Consider the following 20,386-nt stretch of genomic DNA (forward strand, 5'->3'; position numbering starts at 1 on the left):
CCGCCACCGCTCCTTCCGCCACCGCTCTTTTCGCCACCGCTCTTTTCGCCAACGCTAATCTTTGCGTCCGGAGGTGGGACGGTGGCTCATCTGGAGTGCACGCCCGAGGATCTGGCGAAGGTCAGGTTCGGTCTGTCGCCCATGAGTCAGGTCGTCGGCGCGCTCAACGTGCTGAGCGGCCAGCACGTGCCGCCCGGTCTGCCCATCTGGACGGCCCGCGTACGCGACCGCTACCAGCGGCTGCTCGCGGGCAGCCCCGTATTGCGCGCGCTGATCCGGCTGCACCGGGTGACCGACTACGCCCCCGACTTCTACTGCGTGCCGCCCGACGGCGTGGACACCACGTTCGAGCGGGAGGTGGCCGCCGTCCGGCGGATGCCCGCCGACCGGGTCGCCGCCGACTTCCGGCTCAGCCATCGGGAGCGGCCGGTCGATCCGGCGCTGGACGTTCCCGACGCCGCCGCGCGGGTCGCCGACGCCCTCGAAGCGCTCTGGACCGAGCTGCTCGCCCCCGACTGGCCCCGGCTGCGCGCCCTGCTGGAGCGCGACATCGTGCAACGGGCCGGGCGGCTCGCGGTGTACGGCTGGATGGAGGTGTTCGGCCGCCTCGGCATCGACATGGAGCTGAAGGAGGAGCGCATCCTGCTCGGCAAGGTCCGCGGCGCCTCCCACCGGCTCGGCGGGGTGGGCGTGGTGCTGATGCCGAACGCGTTCGGCGCCAGGTACGTCTACCTCGATCCACCGCGCGCGTACGGCCTCACCTACCCCGCGCACGGCGTCGCCGCGCTCTGGGAGCGGGGCTCACCCGCCGCCGACGGCCTGGTCGCGCTGCTCGGGCGGGGCCGGGCGGCGGTGCTGACGGCGCTCGACAGCCCGGCCAGCACCAGCCAGCTGGTCGCCCAGCTGTCGATGACGCTCGGCGGGGTGGGGGGTCATCTGGCCGTGTTGCGGCGGGCGGGCCTGGTCTCGCGTACGCGCAGCGGCCGGTCTGTCCTGTACAGCCGCACCTCGATGGGCGACGGTCTGGCCCAGCTCACCACCTGATCTTGGGGCGAGCTCACTTACTTCGGCCGGGCTGACCGCATGGGCTCACTGTTTGACATTGAAGACGAGTTCCACGCGGCGGTTCTTCGCCCGGTTCTGGGCGACGGGCTTGCCGTCGACGATGTTGGGCACCTTCGGGCGGCTCTCGCCGTACCCCTTCGCCTGGAGGTCGGCGTTGCCGCGGGTCAGCATGGCGCGCATGGCCTGCTGTACGGCCTGCGCCCGGCGCTGCGACAGCGTGACGTTGTAGGCGTCGCTGCCCTGGTCGTCGGTGTGCCCCTCGACCTTCACGACGCCCCCGGCGCCCTCCGCGTCGATCTTGCGCGCCACTCCCCTGAGCCGCTGTTTCGCCGCAGCGGTCAGCACCCACTTGTCCACCGCGAACAGCACGTCGCTGGTGAGCGCGACCGTGACCTGCTCGCCCTGCTTGGTCTCGCTCTCGGTGCCGTCGAGCGACTCGACCTCGCCGATGATGTCCTCGACGGGAAGCACCAGATCCTCCACCGGACCGGTGGCGTCGGCGGGCGGAGCGGGGGTTGGCGAAAGCAACAGAGCCAGCGCGACGCTAAGAGATCGGAACATCGGTGAACACGCCCATCATCGGCATCTCGACATTGATCTTCGTGACGTCCGGGGGCGGGGCGGCGAACACCGCGTAGAGAGTGGAGGCGTCGCCGCTGTCCAGGAACTGCCCCTGGGTGCCCGAGCAGACGCACTTAGCGTCCTCGCCCGTACCGTTGCGGGCGACGCGGTAGCGCTTGGCGTTGACCGGGTCGATCAGGGAGACGGCCGACACCGTGTAGTCGAGCGTGCCGCTGCTCATGCCGTTGTGCAGGTTGACCTTGCCCTCGGTGGCGGTGACGGTCCAGTTGAGGCTGATCGTCCTGCCCTGCCGCTTGAGCCCGGTGATGTCGACGCGAGCCTTGCCGTACTGACCGCCGGCCCCGACCTTGACCTCCCGGCTCGCGATCGCCTTGGCCTCCTGCGCGGGCGCGGTCGGCTGCGCTTCGGCCGGTGCGCTCGCCGCGGTGGTGGCCCGCTCAGGCGGCGCGGTCTGTCCCGTCTGCTCCTCGCCGCCGCCGCCCTGCTGGCCAGGGAGCATCCCGCAGCCGGTCAACGCGACGGCCGCGACAGCCAGCGCGATCGTCTTCCGCATGTTCTGATCACCTTTGCCGGTAGGGGTGGAACTCGTGGCCCCGAAGGTAGCCGGGCGACCTTCAGGATCCGCATAGTGGGCTAAATCCCCAGGCCACGGCGCCTGTCCAGCTCTTGCGCCAGAAGCTCGACCTCGGCCCCCGGGGGCTCACCGAAGCTGTCAGACTCTCCCATAACACGCGCAAGCCCATCAACCGCAGTATCGACCTCATCAAGGTCCAGGTGCGCTTTTATAAGGACAATCAGGGCTCTTGACGCGCTTCTCCGGTCACCGTGAGCCGTGAACATCACCTCGGCCTGGCTCGCCAGCCTGGCCGCCGCCTCCGGGTCTCCCTCGGCGCTGGCGATGTCGGCCAGCACGAGCAGCCCGGCCGCCTCCGGCAGCCGGTCGCCCAGGCGCCGGTTGATCCTTATCCGCCGCTCGGCGCAGTCGCGGGCCCGCGCGTAGCGATGGGCGCCGAGGTGCAGCCGGGCCAGGTCGAGCAGGGCTTCGGCGGCGCCGCGCGGGTCACCCAACTCCTCGTACGCCTCCAGGCTCCGGTCGACCAACCCCAGGTCTCCGCGTGCGACGCCCAACGCCCGGAGCGCGTCTGCCGTGCCGCGCCGGTCACCGGCCTCCTCGAAGACGTGCAGGCACCTGGCCAGCGCGCGTTCCGCCTCGGCCGGCCGCCGCTCCAGCAGGCCGAGCCGCAGCATGATCCGAGCCAGCTCCAGGCCCTCGACCAGCGGCTGAGCAGCCCTCAGCGCGGCGGCGGCCGACTCAGGGCGGCCCTCCACCCGATGCAGATCGGCCAGAGCACGCAACAGCAGCGCCTCACCCTCCCGATGCCCGGCCGCCCGCGCCGCGTCGAGGCCGGTGGCAGTGGTGATGTGCCAGTCGTCGTGATGCGCGCCCAGCTCGAACAGCGGAGTCAGATAGAAGGCCAGCCGCCAGGCCGCCTCGTGCAGACCGGCCCGGTAGAAGTCGCCCACGGTCGCCACAAGGAACCGGCGTTCGGCACTCAGCCACCGAGCGTCGGCCCGCAACCGCCCGGTCTCCAACGCCCACCCACCTGTCAGCCCCCACCCGCCCGCCAGTCCGAGACCCGGCTCTCCCGTCCAACCCAGACCGGCCGCCTGCGCCTGGTGGTCGGTGTGGGTCAGGGTGCGGCCTGAGCCGGGTTCGGCGGGGAGGAGGGCCGTCCTCGCGTGGCGGGTCCGGTCGAGGATCTCGCCCGCGATCCCGGCCAGTACCGCTGCGGGACCTCCGTCCTCGGCGGTCAGGCGTTCGGCGGCGTACAGCCGGGTCAGGTCGTGCCAGCCGTACCGCTCACCGCCGGATTCGTCCAAGCCGAGCGACTGGAGCAGCCCGGCCTCGGCCAGCGGTTCCAGGTCGGCACCGAGCGCCCAGGAGGCGAAGTCGGGCGCGGACAGCGCGCCCATCCTGCGCAGCAGCCGCCGTTCGGAGTCGGCCAGCCCGTGGTAGCCGAGCGCCAGGCTGCCACGTACGGCCAGGTCGCCCGCGCTCAGCTCGTCCAGTCGGCGCCGCTCGTCGCCCAACCGTCCGGCCAGGTGGTCGAGGGTCCAGCCCGGCTTCCTGGCCAGGCGGGATCCGGCGATGCGCAGGGCCAACGGCAGACCACCGCAGAGCCGCACGATCCGGTCTGCGGCCTCGGGCTCGGCGCCGACCCGTTCGCGCCCGACCACCTCGGCGAGCATGGCCACGGCCTCACCGGGTTCGAACACCCCCAGCTCGTACGCCCTGGCCGCCTCCAGCCCCGCCAACGGGGAACGGCTGGTCACCAGCGTCAGGCTGCCCGGACCGGTGGGGAGCAGCGGGCGTACCTGGGCCTCGTCCGTGGCGTCGTCGAGCACCACGAGCAGGCTGCGGGTGGCCGTCATGCCGCGATATAGCCGCACACGCTCCTCGAACGCGGCAGGCACGGCCCCGTCGGGACACCCCAGAGACCGGAGCAGGTCCTCCAGCACGGCGCCGGGCGGCCGGTCGCGGATGGACGCGTAGAGGCGACCGTCCGGGAGGTCGATCATGGTCGCGGCGCGCACAGCCACGGCGGACTTACCGCACCCCGGCGGCCCGTGCACGACGAGGTGCACGGGGGCACCTCCCGGTGCAGGCACCCGGGCGACGATCCAGTCGAGGACCGCCCGCCGCCCCGTGAAATCCGAAATATCCGGCGGTGCTTCGCTCTTCACCGGCACACGCTGCTGCGGTTCTTCGCTCGACAGCGCGCGCCGGTGTGCCTCGACCAGCTCGGTGCCCGGTTCCAAGCCGAGCTCGTCCACCAGGACCCGGCGCGCCTCCTGGTAGGCCGCCAGCGCCTCCGCCCGCCGCCCGGCCTGGCGCAGCGCGTCGAGCAGGCGCGCCCAGGCCCGCTCGCGCAGCGGGTACGCGCCGACGAGCGCCCGCAACTCGCCGACCACCTCACCACCCCTGCCCCACCGCAGGTCCAGCTCCACACGTTCTTCGAGCGCGGTCAGGCGGAGCTCTTCCAGGGGTACGGCGTGCGTTCTGCGCAGGTATGAGGACTCGATATCGGCCATGGCGTCCCCTCGCCACAGCGCCAGCGCCGCCCGGAACCCCTCGGCCGCCGCTTCGGCCCTGCCCGCCTCCCTCGCCCGCCTGGCCTCACCGACCAGCCGCTCGAACCGATGGCAGTCGACCGCATCCGGCTCCACCTCGATCAGATAGCCACCGGGCACGGTCCTGATGCCGTCGACGAGCTTGCGCAGCGCGCTGATGTACACCCTGAGCACCGACTCCGCAGAAGCCGGCGGCCGGTCGTCCCAGACCACGACCATCAGCCGCTCGATCGGCACCACCCGTCCGGCGGAGACCAGCAGCGCGGCCAACACCGCCCGATGCTTCGCCGGCCCCGGCCCCGGGTCGCTTTCGAGTCGCAGTGGTCCCAGCAGCCGGAACCGGAGGGGACCGCGCCCCTCTTCGCCGGGCAGCGCCGGGAATTTCGGCATTTGGGGGGCTTAGTCCTTCGTGCGGTCGATGGCGAACGACTCGAAGCGTACGCGCAGCGCCTCCCCGGCGTCCGGAGCCACCTGTACCCCGGCCGCCCCCGGCCCGAGCGGATCACTCGCATCGGACACCTCGGCGACGAGCTTCTCATTAACCCACATCCGCAACCTCACCCCAGCAGAGTCGCTGGGACCGGCACACTCGGCGACGATCCGGCCGCCCCTGGCCATCGCCGCACCGCTCAGAGCCGCCGGACCGTACAGAGTCGTGCCCTTCTGCCCGCTACGGCGCTTGACGATCGTCACCCGCCCCGAGCCGTTCACCCCGAACTCGTAGCGATCCCCCGAGTTCGCCGACCCGTGGCACCACACGCCGTACTCACCGGACCCCTGCTCAAGCAGCGCCTTCGCGCTCACCACCACCCCACCGGACGGCTCCGGCACGGGCGCGGACTTCCACAGCCGCCAGCCCGGCTTGGCGGTCAGCACATAGTCGCTCCCGGCGACCCGCGCGTCCCCGCCATCGGACGCCCCGGTGGCCCACGAGTCACCGAACCCCGCCGTGTACGGCCACGACGGCGACCACACCCGAGGCACCACCACGACCCCCGCCACCACGGCGGCCACAACGGCGAGCGCCCCCGCCACCCAGGGCCACCGACGCCGCGCCATTCCCCCACGGGCGCCACGGGCGAGGCTCACACCGGAAGCAGCCTGAACGGACGCCTCTTCGACCGCTGCGGCGAAACCGCGAGGGCCGGTCCAGGTACGTTCGACGACCTGAGTGGCCGTGGCCGGGCTCAGCTGCCTGCCGCCTGTCAGGGACTCCAGCAGTTGCCGGGCCGTGGGGCGAAGGCGTGGATCCCTGGCCATCGCCCGCTCCACCACGTCCCGCATGCCCGCGTCGAGCCCGTCCAGCCGCGGCCCCTCGTTGACGATCCGGTACAGCACCTCGGCCGGCGGCCCGCCACCGAACGGCAGCCGCCCGGTCCCCGCGAAGGCGATCACTCCGCCCCACGCGTACACGTCGGCCGCCGGCCCGAGCGGCTCCCCGCGTACCTGCTCGGGCGCCATGAACGCGGGTGTCCCCAAGATCGCCTGGCTGGTCTGGCTGTCGGCCTCGGCGAGCTGCGCGATGCCGAAGTCGATCACGCGCGGCCCGAGCGGCGAGAGCAGCACGTTCGACGGCTTGAGGTCCCGGTGGACGACCCCGGCCCCATGAATCGCACCGAGCGCGGTCGCGATGCCCACGGCCAGCGCTTCCAGGTCGGACCCGGACAAGGGCCCCTGTTCACGTACGGCCTTCGCCAGGTCCGGCCCTTTTACGTATTCGGTGACGAGATAGGCGATATCCCCATCGATCCCGGCATCCAGCACCGGAGCCGTACAGAATCTGGCCACCCGGCGAGCCGCGGCCACCTCGCGCTCGAACCGCCGCCGGAACGCGGGATCGCGGGCCAGCTCGGGATGGATCACCTTGACCGCGGCCAGGCCACCGGTGGGCGTGGTGGCGAGATGCACCTCGCCCATGCCACCCCGGCCGAGCACCCGCCGCAGCGTGTACCCGCCTATGACCCGCTCGCCACTCATCGCAGACACCCTAGCCAGGGTCAGCGCACATTCCCGAGGTCGCCCACCTCCAGGGCCGGCTCAGTCCGGGCCAGCGACCATGAGAAATGTCGTCAACGCGGTGAGTATGAGGAACACCACGCCGACCAGCACCAGGCCGACGGCCAGCAGCCGTTTCGGCGGGTCGGGCCGTTCCCCCGAGCGTTCCGGATCCCTTTCCACGGCCGACAAACTAACACCTGACAGCGAATGTGACAAATAATGTCAGGCAGCTCAGGAGCCCAAACCAAGAATGGCGGGTTTCTTTACCGCATTCAGCTTTCTCTAAAGCATTCAGCGCAAAAGAATGAACAATTCGGAATGACAGCCGACCTAGTCCTGAGCGCTGCGGCCTTCCGTACGGGCGATGGCGATCGAGCCGGTCGAGCCGCGCAGGCCGAAGCCGTACCGATACTGCTGCCGCGCCTGCGGCGTCGCGAGCATGTCACCGATGGAGCCGGTGCCCAGCCGACGCCATTTCCCGCCGCTCTCGGCATAGGAGGTGATTCTGTCGCCGGACAGCAGCAGGGCGAAGCGGTCGCCCTGCTTGAGCGTCAGGGGCGTCGAGCCCGGGACACTGACGAAGGCGCCGTCCATCTGGACTTCGAGCCCCGATTCCTTGCGGGTGTTGTTGTACCAGGCGGTCACATAGCTATTGCCGTTTTTCACCCACCCCACGAAAAGGCTGTCCTCCGGCTGCCCGGTGTTCGCGAACGTGCCCGCCGTCAGCACGCTGACGGCGTCACCGGCGGGTGGCAGGCCTCTCTCCCCGGCGACCAGGCCGAAGAACGGCGCCGATCCGGTCCCGGTGAACCGGCCGCCCCCGGCCCTGATCGCGGGCATGGCCTCGTTGTTGTTCGGCTGGAAGGTGGCGTACTGCTGGGAGGTGTCCTTGCCGAACTGGTCGGCGACATCGAGGTGCGAGAACGTCGCGAGGTCGAAGGGCCCAGTCGGCTGTCCGCCGCCCGAGCCGCTGAGCCAGTGCGGCACGACCAGCACCGCGGCCGTCACGGCCGCCGCCGTGAGCACGGCGGCCACCGCGATCACCGCCCCTCGCGGGCGCTTCCGGGATGATCCTGGATGTACGGCGCCCGACGGCGAGGTCGCCCCGCGCTCCGGGTCCCCGCTGGACAGCGAGGCCGGTCCGCGCTCCCGGCCCCCGCCGACGGACCGGAACGCCGCTCCGCCCATCGGGCCCGCCTGGACGGCGCCCATAGGACCTGCCTGCGCGGCCGGTCCGACAGCGGCCGGTTCGACGAGCGTGTGCCCGTTGGCCGGCGCCGCCGAATGCCGCCCGCGAGCGGGCGGGCCCGCGTTCTCGCCGGTGAGGTCGCTCAGCAGCCGGGCGGCGTCCGGGCGGGCCGACGGATCCTTGGCCAGGCACGCGATCACCAGCGGCCGGAGCGGAGCGGGTACGCCCGCGACGTCGGGCCGGCCGGACATGATGCCGTGCAGCACCGCCGGGACGGCCTGCCCGGGAAAGGCCAGCCGCCCGGTCGCGGCGAAGACCATCGTGCCGGCCCAGGAGAACATGTCGGAGGCCGGGGTGAGCGGCTGGTCGCTGAGCTGCTCCGGCGACATGTAGGCGGGAGTGCCGGTCAGCTGGGTGTTGCTCGTCATGTGGTCGAGAGCGCGGGCGATGCCGAAGTCGATCACCACCGGCCCCTCCGGCCCGAGGATCACGTTGCCCGGTTTGAAGTCACGGTGCACGATCCCGGCCCGGTGGATCGAGGCCAGCGCGGTCAGCGTACTGACCGCCAGCCGCTCCAGCCCGCTGCCGGTACGCGGGCCGTCGTTCTTGACCAGCGCGTCGAGCGAGGGCCCTGGTACGTACTCGCTGATGATGTACGGCCGTTCGTCCACCATCCCCGTGCCGATGACCCGGGCCGTACAGAAGGCGGCGACGCTCGCCGCCACCTCCGCCTCGCGCAGGAACCGGCGCCGGATCTCGGGATCGGCCGCCAGCCGGGAGTGGAGCACCTTGATGGCCACCGGCGCCTGCCCCGGTGACTGCCCGAGATAGACCGTGCCCTGGCCACCCTCCCCCAGCACCGCCGAGATCCGATGGTCACCGATGCGTTCCGGCTCCTTGAAACCCAGCGCACGAGGAACCGTCACCGTCCACCCCGCTAAGATCGGATGATCCCCCAAAGCCGCGCCCAGGGTAACGTCCGCCCTCACACCAGCGCCGGAGAACACCGACATTTCCCGCTTTAAATCGGTTTTCCGTTTTCCACGGTTTCAGTACACTCGCCCGGAAACGTGGCACGCATTGACGAGTGAGGGGAGCCGACCGTGCACAGCACCAGCAACAGCACCGCCTCGGTCATCCCCACGTCCCGCTACGAGGTGATCCTGGTGTCTTCGTCCGCCCGGCGTCGGCTGCGCGGCCGGCACTGGACGTCTCTGACGAACACCTGATCAGCCCTTTCCTTTCGGAATCGAACAGACATCGGGCGGTGTTCGTCCGGGAATCGCGCTGTCCTGTCTGAAGCGTCCCGAAGGGCCATGAGGCCGTGCGTATCGAACTGCACCGTCATCACACCGACTCGCTGAACGCCGTCCGCAACCTGGGCATCCTCGCCCACGTCGACGCCGGCAAGACCACCATCACCGAGCGGATCCTGTACCTCACCGGCGCCACCTACAAGCGCGGCGAGGTACACGACGGCACGACCATCACCGACTTCGACTCCCAGGAGCGCGACCGTGGCATCACCATCTTCGCCGCGGCCGTGAGCTGCTCCTGGGACGGCCATCGGATCAATCTGATCGACACACCGGGACACGTCGACTTCTCCGACGAGGTCGAGCGCTCGCTGCGGGTGCTCGACGGCGCGATCGCGGTGTTCGACGGCGTCGCGGGCGTCGAACCGCAGAGCGAGTCGGTATGGCGGCAGGCCGACCGGTACGGGGTGCCGCGCATCGCCTTCGTCAACAAGCTGGACCGCGCCGGTGCCGACCTCGACACGGCGGTCGAGTCGATCCGCGAGCGGTTGCGCGTGGTCCCGCTGGTGGTCCACCTGCCGATCGGGCGGGAGGACGGCTTCACCGGGGTGGTCGATCTGCCGCGCATGCGGATGCTGGCCTGGCCTGACAGTGGCGACCCGGTCGAGGAGGGCCCGATCCCGGACGGCCTGCGGGAAGAGGCGCACCGGCGCCGCCGGCTGCTGGAGGAGGCGGTGGCCGAGCTGCACCCGTTCGCGTTGGAGGAGTTCTGCGCGGAGTCGGCGATCTCCGAACAGACTCTCGCCGCCGCGCTGCGCGACCTGACCCGTACCGGTGAGGGAGTGGTGGTGTTGTGCGGATCGGCGTACCGCAACCGCGGCATCGAACCGCTCCTCGACGCCGCCGTGGCCTACCTGCCCTCGCCGCTGGACGTACCGGCGGTACGCGGCATGCACAAAGGCACCGAGCAGGAGCGCCCGGCCGACCCGGCGGCGCCGTTCGCCGCGCTGGTGTTCAAGGTGCAGTCGACCGCCACCGGGCGGCTGACGTACCTGCGGGTGTACTCGGGAACGATGCGGAGAGGAGACGCGGTGCTGGACACCGGCGCGGGGCGCACTGAGCGGATCGGCCGGATCCTGCGGGTGCAGGCCGACCGGCACACCGAGGTGGACCGGGCGGCGGCCGGGGACATCGTCGCGGTGGTCGGGCTGAAGACGGCCCGCACCGGCGCCACGCTGTGCGCGCCCGCGGCGCCGCTGCTCCTCGAACCGCCGACCGTGGCCGATCCGGTGGTCTCGGTGGCGGTCGAGGCCCGCAGGAGCACCGAGACCGACCGGCTGACGTCGGCGCTTGCCCGGCTGGTGGAGGAGGATCCTTCGCTGGTGGTACGCACCGACGCCGAGACCGGTCAGACGGTGCTGTCGGGGCTGGGCGAGCTGCATCTGGAGGTCGCGGCGGAGAAGATCCGGCGCGACCACGGGCTGGAGGTCGCCATCGGCCGGCCTCAGGTGGCTCACCGGGAGACGGTCGAGCGCGGGGTTTCCGGGTTCCTGTACCGGCACGTCAAGCAGGACGGCGGGGCGGGGCAGTTCGCGCACGTCGTCCTCGATGTGGATCCGCTGGACGTCGCCGACGGCGTGGTGTTCCGCTCGACCGTCGTCGGCGGACGGGTGCCGCGCGAGTACGTCCGGGCGGTGGAGGCCGGCTGCCGGGACGCCCTGGCCGACGGACCGCTCGGCGGCCATCCGGTGACCGGCCTGCGGATCACCCTGACCGACGGAGCCACCCATCCCAAGGACTCCTCGGAGATGGCGTTCCGTACGGCCGGCCGGCTCGGGCTGCGCGAGGCACTGCGCGCCAGCCTCCTGGTGCTGCTGGAGCCGGTGGTCGAGGTCACGGCCACGGTGCCGGACGACGCCGCCGGCGGGGTGCTCGGCGACCTGGCGGCCCGGCGCGGCCGGATCTCGGGCTCGACCGCGCGGGCGGGCACCGTGGTGATCACCGCGACCGTGCCACTGGCCGAAGTGTTCGGGTACGCGACCCGGCTGCGCAGCCGGACGCAGGGCCGGGGCACCTTCACCACCCGGGCCGCCGGTTACGCCCCGGCCCCGAGGCTGTCCCGGTAGACGACGGCCGCCGGTGACGCTCCGGGTTCCGGGCCACCGCCGGTTACGACCGCCACTGCGAGGCCGTCCCAGTAGACGATGGCCCCGTCCGCACTCGGACGGGGCCATCAGGACCTACGTTCCCGGTCGGAAGCGGCGCGGCGGGGTGTGGATGTCGAAGCTCAGCCGCGCCTGAGCCAGGATCGAGTGCGGCGCGGCGTCCGGCGTGATCAGTCCGAGCCGTTCGAAGACCGGAAAGCCCGCGGAGCCGGCGACGAGATAGCGGGGACGCATCGGCGGATGCCAGATGCCGTAGACCCCCACCCGCCCGTCTCGCCGCCGGTACCAGCCCTGGGTCGGATGGGTGAGCCGTTCCAGCCAGTCCGGCTCGTCCGTGAACCCGGCCAGCTGAGTGAGGGGCTCGGCCAGCTCGACCGCCTCGCAGTGGGCGTCCCCGGCCGCCAGCCGCCACCGGGCCGGATCGGCGTCCCAGTCCGCCTCGATGCGGATGCGATCGCGGCGCCACGGCATGCCCCACAGACGCTGCGGGATAGCGACGACCGGGTGATCCAGGCTGGTGCCGAAGAACCAGACGCCCGCCTTGCCGTACGCGGTGACGTAGGCACGGTAGTTGATCTGCCCGCAGTCGATCCCGACCGACGGGAGGAACCGGAAGTGGAAGTCCCGGTCCCTGAAGGCGACAGCGGAGACCAGGGCACCGGGACCGTCGTCCATCTGCATCGGGACGAACCCCTCGGGCAGGTGCCGGGCGAGCGCGTCGGCGTCCACCCGGTAGCTGACGATCGCGAAATCCTCCAGCTCCGTCCGCGCGTGGAACCAGCGCGGACGCGGCCGTGGCGTACCGACGAAGCTCATGCCCAAACCATCCCACTAGTCGCGCGCGCCGATCAGCTCGACCGGCCGCCGACCGAGGACAAGGCGGCCGGGCAACGCCGTGGCCAGCAGGGCGAGGCCGGCCGCGGCCGCGATCACCGCGAGGTAGGTGAGCGGCGGGACGTGCGGCAGCAAAGAACCGGTCATCCCCATGCTGAACGCCGACAGCGTGACCAGCGCGATCACCGTCCCGATGGTCACCGCGACGACGACCGCCGCCAGCGTCTCCAGCCGCAGCATCCGCAGCACCTGCCGCCGTGTGGTGCCGACCAGGCGTAGCAGGGCGAGTTCCCGCGACCTCGACGACGTGGACATGGCGATCGTGTTGACCACGGCGATCGCCGTGAACGCGATGATCAGCCCCATCGCCACGTAGTTCACTTCACTATTGGCGTTCACTTCACTGTTGGCCCCGCCCGCCTCAGCCGCCTGAGCTCGGTCCAGTACGCCGACCCCCGGCACGGCCCGTTCCAGGTCCGCCCGCGTCACCGAGGGGGCCGCGACCAGCACGGTCCCGAGTGGGTCGTCCACGTGCCCGGCCACCAGCGCGTGGGAGAGGGTGAGTTCGCCGAATCCCAGCCCGCGCGAGTAGATCGCGACGACGCGCAGCTCGACGGGGGTGCCGTCACCCAATGTCAGGTTGATCTTCGCGCCCACAGAGACGCCGAGCCGTTCGGCCGCCGTCCGGCTGACCGCGACGGAACCGTCGTCGAGGTCATCGAGCGAACCAGAGACGACCCCCAGATCCATGGTCCGGCCGAGCCCGCCAGCGGTCACGGCCTGCGCGCCGTACTTGTCCAGGCCCACCCGCACGGAGGTAGGCAGCACTTCGGTGACCGCCTCGACGCCCGGAAGCCGCCGCACGGCCGCCGCCGTGCCGGAGGGTACGTGCGGGCCGAGGACGTGCTCCGCTCTGGTGCCCGCCGTCGCCTGCTCCTGGGCCGCGTACCCCATGGTCGTCTGTACGAACAGGATCGTGCAGGTCATCGCCACCATCAGGCTGAGCGGCGTGACGACCGAGCTCAGCCGCTTGGACGTGGCCCGCAGACCGGCGGCGGCCAGGTACCCGCTCGTCCGGGCCGCGCGCAGCGGCACCCCGAGCAGGGCGGTCGCCGCCTGCGCGAGCACCGGGCCGAGCAGGGCCACGGCGACCGTCCACACCAGCGCGGTGAGCAGGGTGACCGGGCCGGAGGCCGCCTCGCTCGACAGGGCGGAAAGCACCAGCGTCAGCGCGACGCCGCCCGCGGCACACAGCAGCCCGGCGACCATCCTGCCCAGGGGGATGCGCGCCGTCGGCAGCTCCGCCTCGCCGAGTGCCTCCACCGGGCGGATCCGTACGGCACGCCGCGCCGAGAGGTACGCCGCCGCCCAGGCCGCCATCACGGCCGCGCCCAGCGCGGCGAGCAGCGGAAACGGACTGACCACCAGCCGCAGGTTGTCCGGCATCGCGCCCAGCGCGACCAACCGGGACCGCAACCAGAATCCCAGCCCGACCCCGGCCGCCGAGCCGAGTGTCCCGGCCACCACGCCGACCAGCAGGGCCTCGCCACCGAGCATCCCGCGCACCTGACGGGGAGTGGCGGCGACGGCCCTGATCAGGGCGATCTCCCGCTGGCGCTGCTGGATGGACAGCGCGAACGTGCCGACCACGACGAGGATCGCCACCAGCAGCGAGGTCCCGCCGAGTGCGCCGCCCAGGCTGATCAGCCTCACCCGCGACTGCTCGGCGTCCAGGAACTCCACGGCGCCGCGCTCGTCCCCGGTGTATGCCTTGACCATCCCGGACACGTCCCCGGTGTAGGCGAGCGCGCCCTTGACCACCCCGGACACGTCCACCTGGGGAAAGACGCCGATCGCGGCCACCTGTCCCGGCCGTCCCGCCAGGCGCCGCGCCTCGGCGGTGGCGAAGAACAGCGTGTCCTGGCTCGGCAGGTCCTGGGCGGTGACACCGGTGACCAGGTAGTTCCTGTTCCCGGCCGCCGTCCGCACGGGCACGCGCGCCCCCATCGAGAGCCCTGAGGCGGCCTCCACGACCACCTCTCCCGCCGCCCTGGGCGCACGTCCCGTGCGCAACGTGTACGGAGTGAGCGCCGCCGACTCCCAGCCGTGCCCCTGGAACCGGCGGCCCGCGAGATAGGCGGGGAAGGTCACCTCGGCGACCACCCGCGACACCCCGGGGATCCGGCGCAACCGGTCGGCCAGGGACGCGGGCACCCAGGCCCGCTCGGACAGCTGCTTGGCCTTGGTCTTGGTCTTCGTCTCGGACGCGCGGACCGTCTGGCGGGCGTACTGGTCCCCGCTGACGATCACCGGGGCGCCCGCGTAACGTTCGGGCGCCACGCTGCCGCGCAGTCCCGTCTCCAGCAGCATGCCGCAGGCGCAGACCAGTGCGGCGGCGCAGAACAGGGCGACGAACGCCCCGGCGAAGGCGGCCTTGCGGTGCCGGAGCGTCTTCAGGGCCACAAAGATCATGGAGCTCAACGCACCCACGCTCCCAGCCTGGTCATCCGCTCGGCGACCTGCTCCGAGGTGGGCGCCGCGACGGAGTCCACGATCCTGCCGTCGGCCAGGAACAGCACCGCGTCGGCGTACGAGGCGGCCACCGGGTCGTGGGTGACCATCACCACCGTCTGTCCGGTTACGTCCACGATCTCCCGCAGCAGCGTCAGCACGTCACGGGCGGTCATCGTGTCCAGCGCGCCGGTCGGCTCGTCACCGAACACGACCTCCGGCCGGGTGACCAGCGCCCTGGCGATGGCCACCCGCTGCTGCTGGCCGCCGGACAGCTGCGCGGGCCGGTGGCCCGTCCGTCCCGTCAGGCCCACCTTGGACACCACCTCGTCGAGCCATGCCCGGTCCACGCGTACGCCCGCCAGGCGCAGCGGCAGGGTGATGTTCTCGATCACGGTGAGCGCCGAGACCAGGTTGAACGCCTGGAACACGAAACCGATCCGCTGCCTGCGCAGCTCGGTCAGCGCGGTCTCGTCCATCCCGGCCAGTTCGGTGCCGCCGAGCCGTACCGAACCCGAGGACGGCACGTCCAATCCCGCCGCGCAGTGCAGGAACGTGCTCTTGCCCGAGCCCGAAGGGCCCATGACCGCGGTGAAACTCCCTCGTGGAATGCCTACCGACACCTCGCGCAAGGCCGCGACCGCGCCCTGCCCCTTGCCGTACACCTTGCTCACCGCGTCCAAGCGCAGCACGTCTGTCATGCCTCTCAGCCTGCTGACCAGGTACGGCACGGACCAGAGACGCGATCACGCCTGCACCATGACCTCATCATGATCCGGACACTGGTAGACATATCCCTGTGATTCACGTGCTTCTGGCTGAGGACCAGCACGTCATCAGGGGCGCCCTGGTCGCCCTGCTCAGCCTCGAACCGGACCTGGAGATCGTGGCGGCCGTCGAATCAGGCGACGCCGCCGTACCCTCGGCCCTGGTCCACCGGCCGGATGTCGCGGTGCTCGACATCGACATGCCCGGCACGCTCGACGGCCTGGCCGCCGCGGCCGAAATACGCGCGAAGCTGCCGTCGTGCCGCACGCTCATGCTGACCGGACACGGCAAGCCGGGGCACCTGCGCCGGGCGCTCGGGGCGCGGGTGGACGGGTTCCTGCTGAAGACCGCGCCGCCCGAGGACCTGGTCGCGGCGATCCGCGACGTCGCGGCGGGCAAGCGGGTGCTCGACCCCTCGCTGGCGGTCACCGCCTGGGACCTGGCCGACAACCCGCTGACGTCGCGAGAGGCCGACGTGCTGCGGCTGGCGGCGGGCGGCGCCGACGCGGCCGAGATAGCGGCCAAGCTCTTTCTCGGCGCGGGCACGGTACGTAACTACCTGACCGCCATCGTCGCCAAGCTCAATGCCCGCAACCGTACGGACGCCGTCCGCATCGCCACCGAGGCGGGCTGGATCTAACCGACCATGTGCAGGGAGGTCGGCGCCTGGGCCGTCAGCTCGAACCAGTCGTCGTCGCGAGACGTGCCGAGCCGCCCGTTCAGGGCCGCCAGGCGGGTGGTCAGGTTGCCGATCCCGGCCGAACCGGGCCGCCCCTCCGACGAGCGCACGCCGTCGTTGCGCACGCGGAGCCGTACCACCCCGTCCTCCTCCACCACCATCGTGATCGCACAATGCCGGGCGGAGCTGTGCCTGAGCACGTTGGTCACCGCTTCCCGGAGCACGGTGCCCAGGACGTTCTCCACTTCGGCGGACAGCTCCGCGTGCGCGAGGCCGAGCTCCACCTGGATGCCCGCGGCGGCCAGGACCGAGCGTGCCGACTCGGCCTCGGCGGCCAGCGACAGCGCCGGCCGCTCACCGGAGATGACCCGCAGATCTCCCTCCGCCTTCTCGGCCATCGCCAGTACGTCCGCCAACTCGGCCCGGGCCCGCGCGGGGTCCAGGCGTCTGGCCAGCTCACACTTGAGCAGGATCGCGGCCAGGCTGTGGCCGAGCAGGTCGTGCAGGTCGCGCGCGGCGCGCAGGCGCTCCTCGACCACGGCGGCGCGGGCCAGCGCCTGCCTGGCCTCCTGCAACTCCCGTACCAACTGAGCGAGCTTGAGCAGCCCGTACACGACCAGACCGGTCACGAGCGTGCTCGCAGTGAAGTTGACCGTCAGCGGGACCGGCAGGCCGAGCAGCACCGCGCTCACCGCGACGCTCGCCATCACGCACCCGACCAGCGGCCAGGCCACGCTCCACGGGAAGGCGAGCAGGATCGGACCGGCGAGGAACCCGGCCGCGCCCAGCCAGGCCCGCCCGAACACCGGAATCGGCAGGTAGACCAGCAACGCCAACAACGCGAGGGCGAGCATGTGCCGCCCGTTGATCGAACGGAGCTGCATGACGACGATCACGGCGAGACAGGCCGCGGCGGGCACCAACAGGCTCGCGGGGACGAACAGCAGCGCCTTGATCGAGAACCCGACCAGCACCGCGGCGAGCAGCGCGACCGACAGCCGGTAGGCGCCCGGGTCCACGACCGCCTCCGCCCGCCCCTCGGGCAGCACGGCGTCCACGGTCAGCCGGCCCTCATCGGACAGGCCCGTGGTGAGGCTGCCACCCGCCGCACCCAGCTGCCGGGTCAGATCGGCCAGGCCCTCGTCCTCGGCCGTGCGGGCGCCGTCGTGGGTGACGCGCAGGCGTACCGTCCCGTCGGCCGTGGTGGTCTCGATCACGCACGTCGTGGCCGTGTTCTGGCGTACGGCCTCGGTCACCACCTCGCGCAGCACCGCCGCGAGCAGCGCGCCCGCGGGGCCGAGCGGCTCGGAGTGCCCGACCCGCGTCTCGGTCTCGATCGCCGCGGCCGTCAGCATCGCGCGGGCGGTCGTCATCTCGGGCGCGAGTGACGTGGCGCGGTAGCCCGCAGCGGCGTTCCTGGCGTCGGCCAGGGAGCGGCGGGCGGTGGCGACGACCTCGCCGAGCGTCTCCGCGACGCGTTCGGGTCGATCCAGGGCGGACCGTACGCCCGCGGCGATCGCCGTGAGCCCTCTGCCGAGGCCGTCGCTCAGCCCGGTGGCGATGCGCAACCGCTCCTCGGCCGCCGCCGCCAGTGCCAGCGCGAGCCGGGCGGCGTACATCTCGTCCACCCGATCGGTGAGCCGGGTGAGGCCGTAGATCACCAGGGCGATCAGCACCATGCTGATCGCGGGGTCCGCCGGACCGACGACGGCGGCGCTGACCGCCACCAGCGGGGCCAACGGCCACGCCGGGGTCAGCAGCAGCGATCCGCCCAGGAAGCCGAGGATCCCGACGGAGGTGCCGAAGCCGAGCGTGGCCACGTAACCGACCACCGCCTGTAGGACCAGCAGCCACGGCCCCCTGAACCGCCGCAGGGAGCGCAGTACGTAGACGAGCTGCAGCCCGAACGCCACGATCGCGAGAGGGGACCCCGCCAGCACATAGACGGACGCGAACCCGGCGAGCACCACGACCACGATCCCCCGCGCCAGGCGCGGCACCGGAACCTGCGACAACTCACTCTCCCGTGTCAGATCGGGGGCAAGCCTACGGGTTGTCCGTTTTATGAGGAGGTCATGGGTCTTCGGTGACGCGGTCTCTGGTTCGGAGATCCGCGCCTCGGCAGAGTCGTTGACGCAAGCCGAACGATCACTGAATTCGGTGACGCAAGCCGAACGATCATTGAAGAGGACCCCTGATGCGAAACCTCGCAAGACTGTCCGCCGCCGCAGCGGCCACCGCCATCCTTGCCACCGCCCTCGTGACCCCCGCGCAGGCGGCGGCCGTCTCGTGGAGCGCCTGCCCCGCCGGGCCCGGTGTCGACGCGCGACAGGAGTGCGCCACGCTGAAGGTTCCCCTGGACTATCAGGCGCCCGGTGGGCCGGCGATCTCGCTGGCGGTGTCGCGGATCAGGATCGCCAAACCCGCGTCGCGCCGTGGTGTGCTGCTGATCATCCCCGGCGGGCCGGGCAGCCCGGGCCTGAACCGGCCGAGTGTCCAGGTCAAGCGGCTGCCGCAGGACGTGCTCGACCGCTTCGACATCATCGGGTTCGACCCGCGTGGCGTGGGCCAGAGCTCCCCTGTCTCCTGCGGGCTGGCGACCGGTGACCTCTCGTTCACCAAGCTCAAGCCGTACCCCGACGCCGACGGCGGCATCGCGGAGAACGCCGCCTGGTCGCGCAGGATCGCCGAGGCCTGCGCCCGCAACGGCGGCCCGCTCATCCGGCACATCAGCACGCGTAACGAGGCCAGGGACATCGACGCCATCCGCCGGGCGCTGGGCGAGAAGAAGATCTCCTACTGGGGCGTCTCCTATGGCACCTACGCGGGCGCGGTCTACGCCACCATGTTCCCCGAGCGTACGGACCGGGTCGTTCTGGACAGCAACGACGATCCCGATCCGAGCCGGGTGGCGCGGCAGTGGCTGGCCAACTACTCCGTCGGCGTGGAGGATCGCTTCCCCGACTTCGCCACCTGGGCCGCGGCCCGTGACGCCGATTACGGCCTCGGTACGGACGCGGCGGCGGTCCGGCGCACCTTCCTGGAGCTCGCGGCCGACCTGGACCGCAAGCCCTTGCCGTGGCCGGGCGCCAACCCCGAGGAGCTGAACGGCAACCTCCTCCGGGAGACCATGCTCAACGCGCTCTACTCCGACGCGAACTTCCCCATGCTGGCCGGACTCATGCATGCCGCCCTGACCTCCGCCGAACTGCCTCCGGCGAACACGCCGCCGCCGGCCGTCCTGCAGAACACCGCCGCGCACGCCGGCGCCACCATGTGCAACGACGTGGAGTGGACGGGCTCGGTCGCCAAGTTCCAGCGGCAGGTGGCGCGTGACCGGATCGCCCACCCGCTCACGGCGGGCATGCCGGTCAACATGGGGCCGTGCGCGTACTGGCCCGTCAAGCCCGCCGAGTCGCCCGTACGGGTCGGCTCGCGCGGCCCGGCCAATGTGCTGCTCATCCAGAACCTGCGTGACCCGGCCACGCCGTACAGCGGCGCGCTGAAGATGCGGCAGGCGTTCGGGCAGCGGGCCCGCATGGTCAGCGTCGATTCCGGCGGCCACGGCGCCTACCTCGCCAACGGCAACGCCTGCGGCGACCAGACCGTCACCGGCTTCCTGACCACCGGCCAGTTGCCGAACCGCGACAAGGCCTGCTGACCGACTCGGTGTGAAGGCTCCTCCGTACGGTCACATAGGCCCTTCTCAGGGGCGGCGGCGCGCCGACATGACCAAGGCCACCAACAGGAACAACCCGAACACCGCACCCAGCAATAGCAGCCCGAACCCGATCAACAGATTCCAATTCCCGAACTCACCGAGAACCGGGAAGGCGGGATCCACGTAGTACATGACGATCCACAGGATGCCGACGATCCATGCGGCGGGCATCGCCACGGCCCAGCGTCGCACCCAGCGTGTGGACCGCCGCGGCGGGGCGGGCGTTCCTTCACGGGGATAGGGCTCAGACACCGATTTCCCTCCTACCGTCAGCCGGGAATCGCGCCGACGACGCTATCGGAGAAGGGGCGGCCATTAAACCCCTTGGCCATTCGGGGACCGATTCCTATGAGCTGGGGACTGAGCTGGGGACCGAGAAGCGAGGCGATCTACGGGATCCACCACGCGCACGGCGCGTCATCCGCTCTTGACAGCGCGTGTAGGGTTCCGTAAGTGCTTGATCAGCCTTCGCGACAAAGGTGATTC

At 71.5% G+C, this 20,386-nt stretch carries 16 protein-coding genes; 5 read left to right on the forward strand and 11 right to left on the reverse strand.

Going from position 1 to position 20,386, the window contains the following annotated elements; translation table 11 throughout:
• The first annotated feature begins 81 nt into the window (after positions 1-81).
• Positions 82-1,044 (forward strand): winged helix-turn-helix domain-containing protein, encoded by a 963-nt coding sequence (locus AB0J16_RS35445; protein ID WP_358547727.1) that lies wholly within the window; start codon positions 82-84, stop codon positions 1,042-1,044.
• A gap of 45 nt (positions 1,045-1,089) precedes the next feature.
• On the opposite strand, the gene AB0J16_RS35450 is transcribed toward AB0J16_RS35445, so the two are convergent.
• The 6 genes from AB0J16_RS35450 to AB0J16_RS35475 all read right to left on the reverse strand — a co-directional run bounded on the left by AB0J16_RS35450 (position 1,090) and on the right by AB0J16_RS35475 (position 8,892).
• The gene (locus AB0J16_RS35450; RefSeq protein WP_358547729.1) at positions 1,090-1,593 is read right to left on the reverse strand and encodes an OmpA family protein; all 504 of its coding nucleotides are present in this window, start codon (positions 1,591-1,593) and stop codon (positions 1,090-1,092) included.
• Between the two features lie 16 nt (positions 1,594-1,609).
• Positions 1,610-2,200: a hypothetical protein gene (locus tag AB0J16_RS35455; RefSeq protein ID WP_358547731.1), complete on the reverse strand. Its 591-nt coding sequence runs from the start codon at positions 2,198-2,200 to the stop codon at positions 1,610-1,612.
• Positions 2,201-2,280: 80 nt separating this feature from the next.
• Complete coding sequence (locus AB0J16_RS35460; RefSeq protein WP_358547734.1) at positions 2,281-5,169, reverse strand: BTAD domain-containing putative transcriptional regulator; 2,889 nt, start codon at positions 5,167-5,169, stop codon at positions 2,281-2,283.
• A 9-nt stretch (positions 5,170-5,178) separates the two neighbouring features.
• Positions 5,179-6,756, reverse strand: coding sequence for a serine/threonine-protein kinase (locus tag AB0J16_RS35465; RefSeq protein WP_358547737.1), 1,578 nt, complete (start codon positions 6,754-6,756; stop codon positions 5,179-5,181).
• 60 nt (positions 6,757-6,816) lie between these two features.
• On the reverse strand, positions 6,817-6,957 hold the full coding sequence (locus AB0J16_RS35470) for a hypothetical protein (RefSeq protein WP_358547740.1): 141 nt from the start codon (positions 6,955-6,957) through the stop codon (positions 6,817-6,819).
• A 150-nt stretch (positions 6,958-7,107) separates the two neighbouring features.
• Complete coding sequence (locus AB0J16_RS35475; RefSeq protein ID WP_358547743.1) at positions 7,108-8,892, reverse strand: serine/threonine-protein kinase; 1,785 nt, start codon at positions 8,890-8,892, stop codon at positions 7,108-7,110.
• Between the two features lie 177 nt (positions 8,893-9,069).
• On the opposite strand from AB0J16_RS35475, the gene AB0J16_RS35480 reads away from it, so the two are divergent.
• A complete protein-coding gene (locus AB0J16_RS35480) occupies positions 9,070-9,195 on the forward strand; it encodes a hypothetical protein (protein WP_357949273.1) in 126 nt (41 codons plus the stop codon).
• Between the two features lie 95 nt (positions 9,196-9,290).
• A complete protein-coding gene (gene fusA / locus AB0J16_RS35485) occupies positions 9,291-11,348 on the forward strand; it encodes an elongation factor G (protein ID WP_358547746.1) in 2,058 nt (685 codons plus the stop codon).
• 114 nt (positions 11,349-11,462) lie between these two features.
• Here fusA and AB0J16_RS35490 read toward each other — a convergent pair whose 3' ends face one another.
• Genes AB0J16_RS35490 through AB0J16_RS35500 form a run of 3 tightly spaced genes read right to left on the reverse strand, consistent with a single transcriptional unit; the run spans position 11,463 to position 15,433 of the window.
• On the reverse strand, positions 11,463-12,203 hold the full coding sequence (locus AB0J16_RS35490) for a DUF2071 domain-containing protein (RefSeq protein ID WP_358547749.1): 741 nt from the start codon (positions 12,201-12,203) through the stop codon (positions 11,463-11,465).
• Positions 12,204-12,218: 15 nt separating this feature from the next.
• Positions 12,219-14,693 carry an FtsX-like permease family protein gene (locus tag AB0J16_RS35495; protein ID WP_358547752.1) on the reverse strand — a complete coding sequence of 825 codons (2,475 nt, stop codon included), beginning with the start codon at positions 14,691-14,693 and terminating at the stop codon, positions 12,219-12,221.
• Positions 14,694-14,698: 5 nt separating this feature from the next.
• Complete coding sequence (locus tag AB0J16_RS35500) at positions 14,699-15,433, reverse strand: ABC transporter ATP-binding protein (RefSeq protein WP_358547755.1); 735 nt, start codon at positions 15,431-15,433, stop codon at positions 14,699-14,701.
• 98 nt (positions 15,434-15,531) lie between these two features.
• Between AB0J16_RS35500 and AB0J16_RS35505 the strand changes: the two genes are divergently transcribed.
• Positions 15,532-16,140 (forward strand): response regulator transcription factor, encoded by a 609-nt coding sequence (locus AB0J16_RS35505; RefSeq protein ID WP_358547758.1) that lies wholly within the window; start codon positions 15,532-15,534, stop codon positions 16,138-16,140.
• On the opposite strand, the gene AB0J16_RS35510 is transcribed toward AB0J16_RS35505, so the two are convergent.
• Positions 16,137-18,194 (reverse strand): histidine kinase, encoded by a 2,058-nt coding sequence (locus tag AB0J16_RS35510; protein ID WP_358547761.1) that lies wholly within the window; start codon positions 18,192-18,194, stop codon positions 16,137-16,139. The two genes, AB0J16_RS35505 and AB0J16_RS35510, sit on opposite strands and share 4 nt — an antisense overlap.
• 182 nt (positions 18,195-18,376) lie before the next feature.
• On the opposite strand from AB0J16_RS35510, the gene AB0J16_RS35515 reads away from it, so the two are divergent.
• Positions 18,377-19,840, forward strand: coding sequence for an alpha/beta hydrolase (locus AB0J16_RS35515; protein ID WP_358547764.1), 1,464 nt, complete (start codon positions 18,377-18,379; stop codon positions 19,838-19,840).
• Between the two features lie 45 nt (positions 19,841-19,885).
• On the opposite strand, the gene AB0J16_RS35520 is transcribed toward AB0J16_RS35515, so the two are convergent.
• Entirely contained in the window at positions 19,886-20,152 is a 267-nt protein-coding gene (locus tag AB0J16_RS35520; protein WP_358547766.1) for a cell division protein CrgA, read from the reverse strand.
• Between the last annotated feature and the right edge of the window lie 234 nt (positions 20,153-20,386).

The organism is Nonomuraea sp. NPDC049750 (assembly GCF_040659625.1).
Classification (GTDB): domain Bacteria; phylum Actinomycetota; class Actinomycetes; order Streptosporangiales; family Streptosporangiaceae; genus Nonomuraea.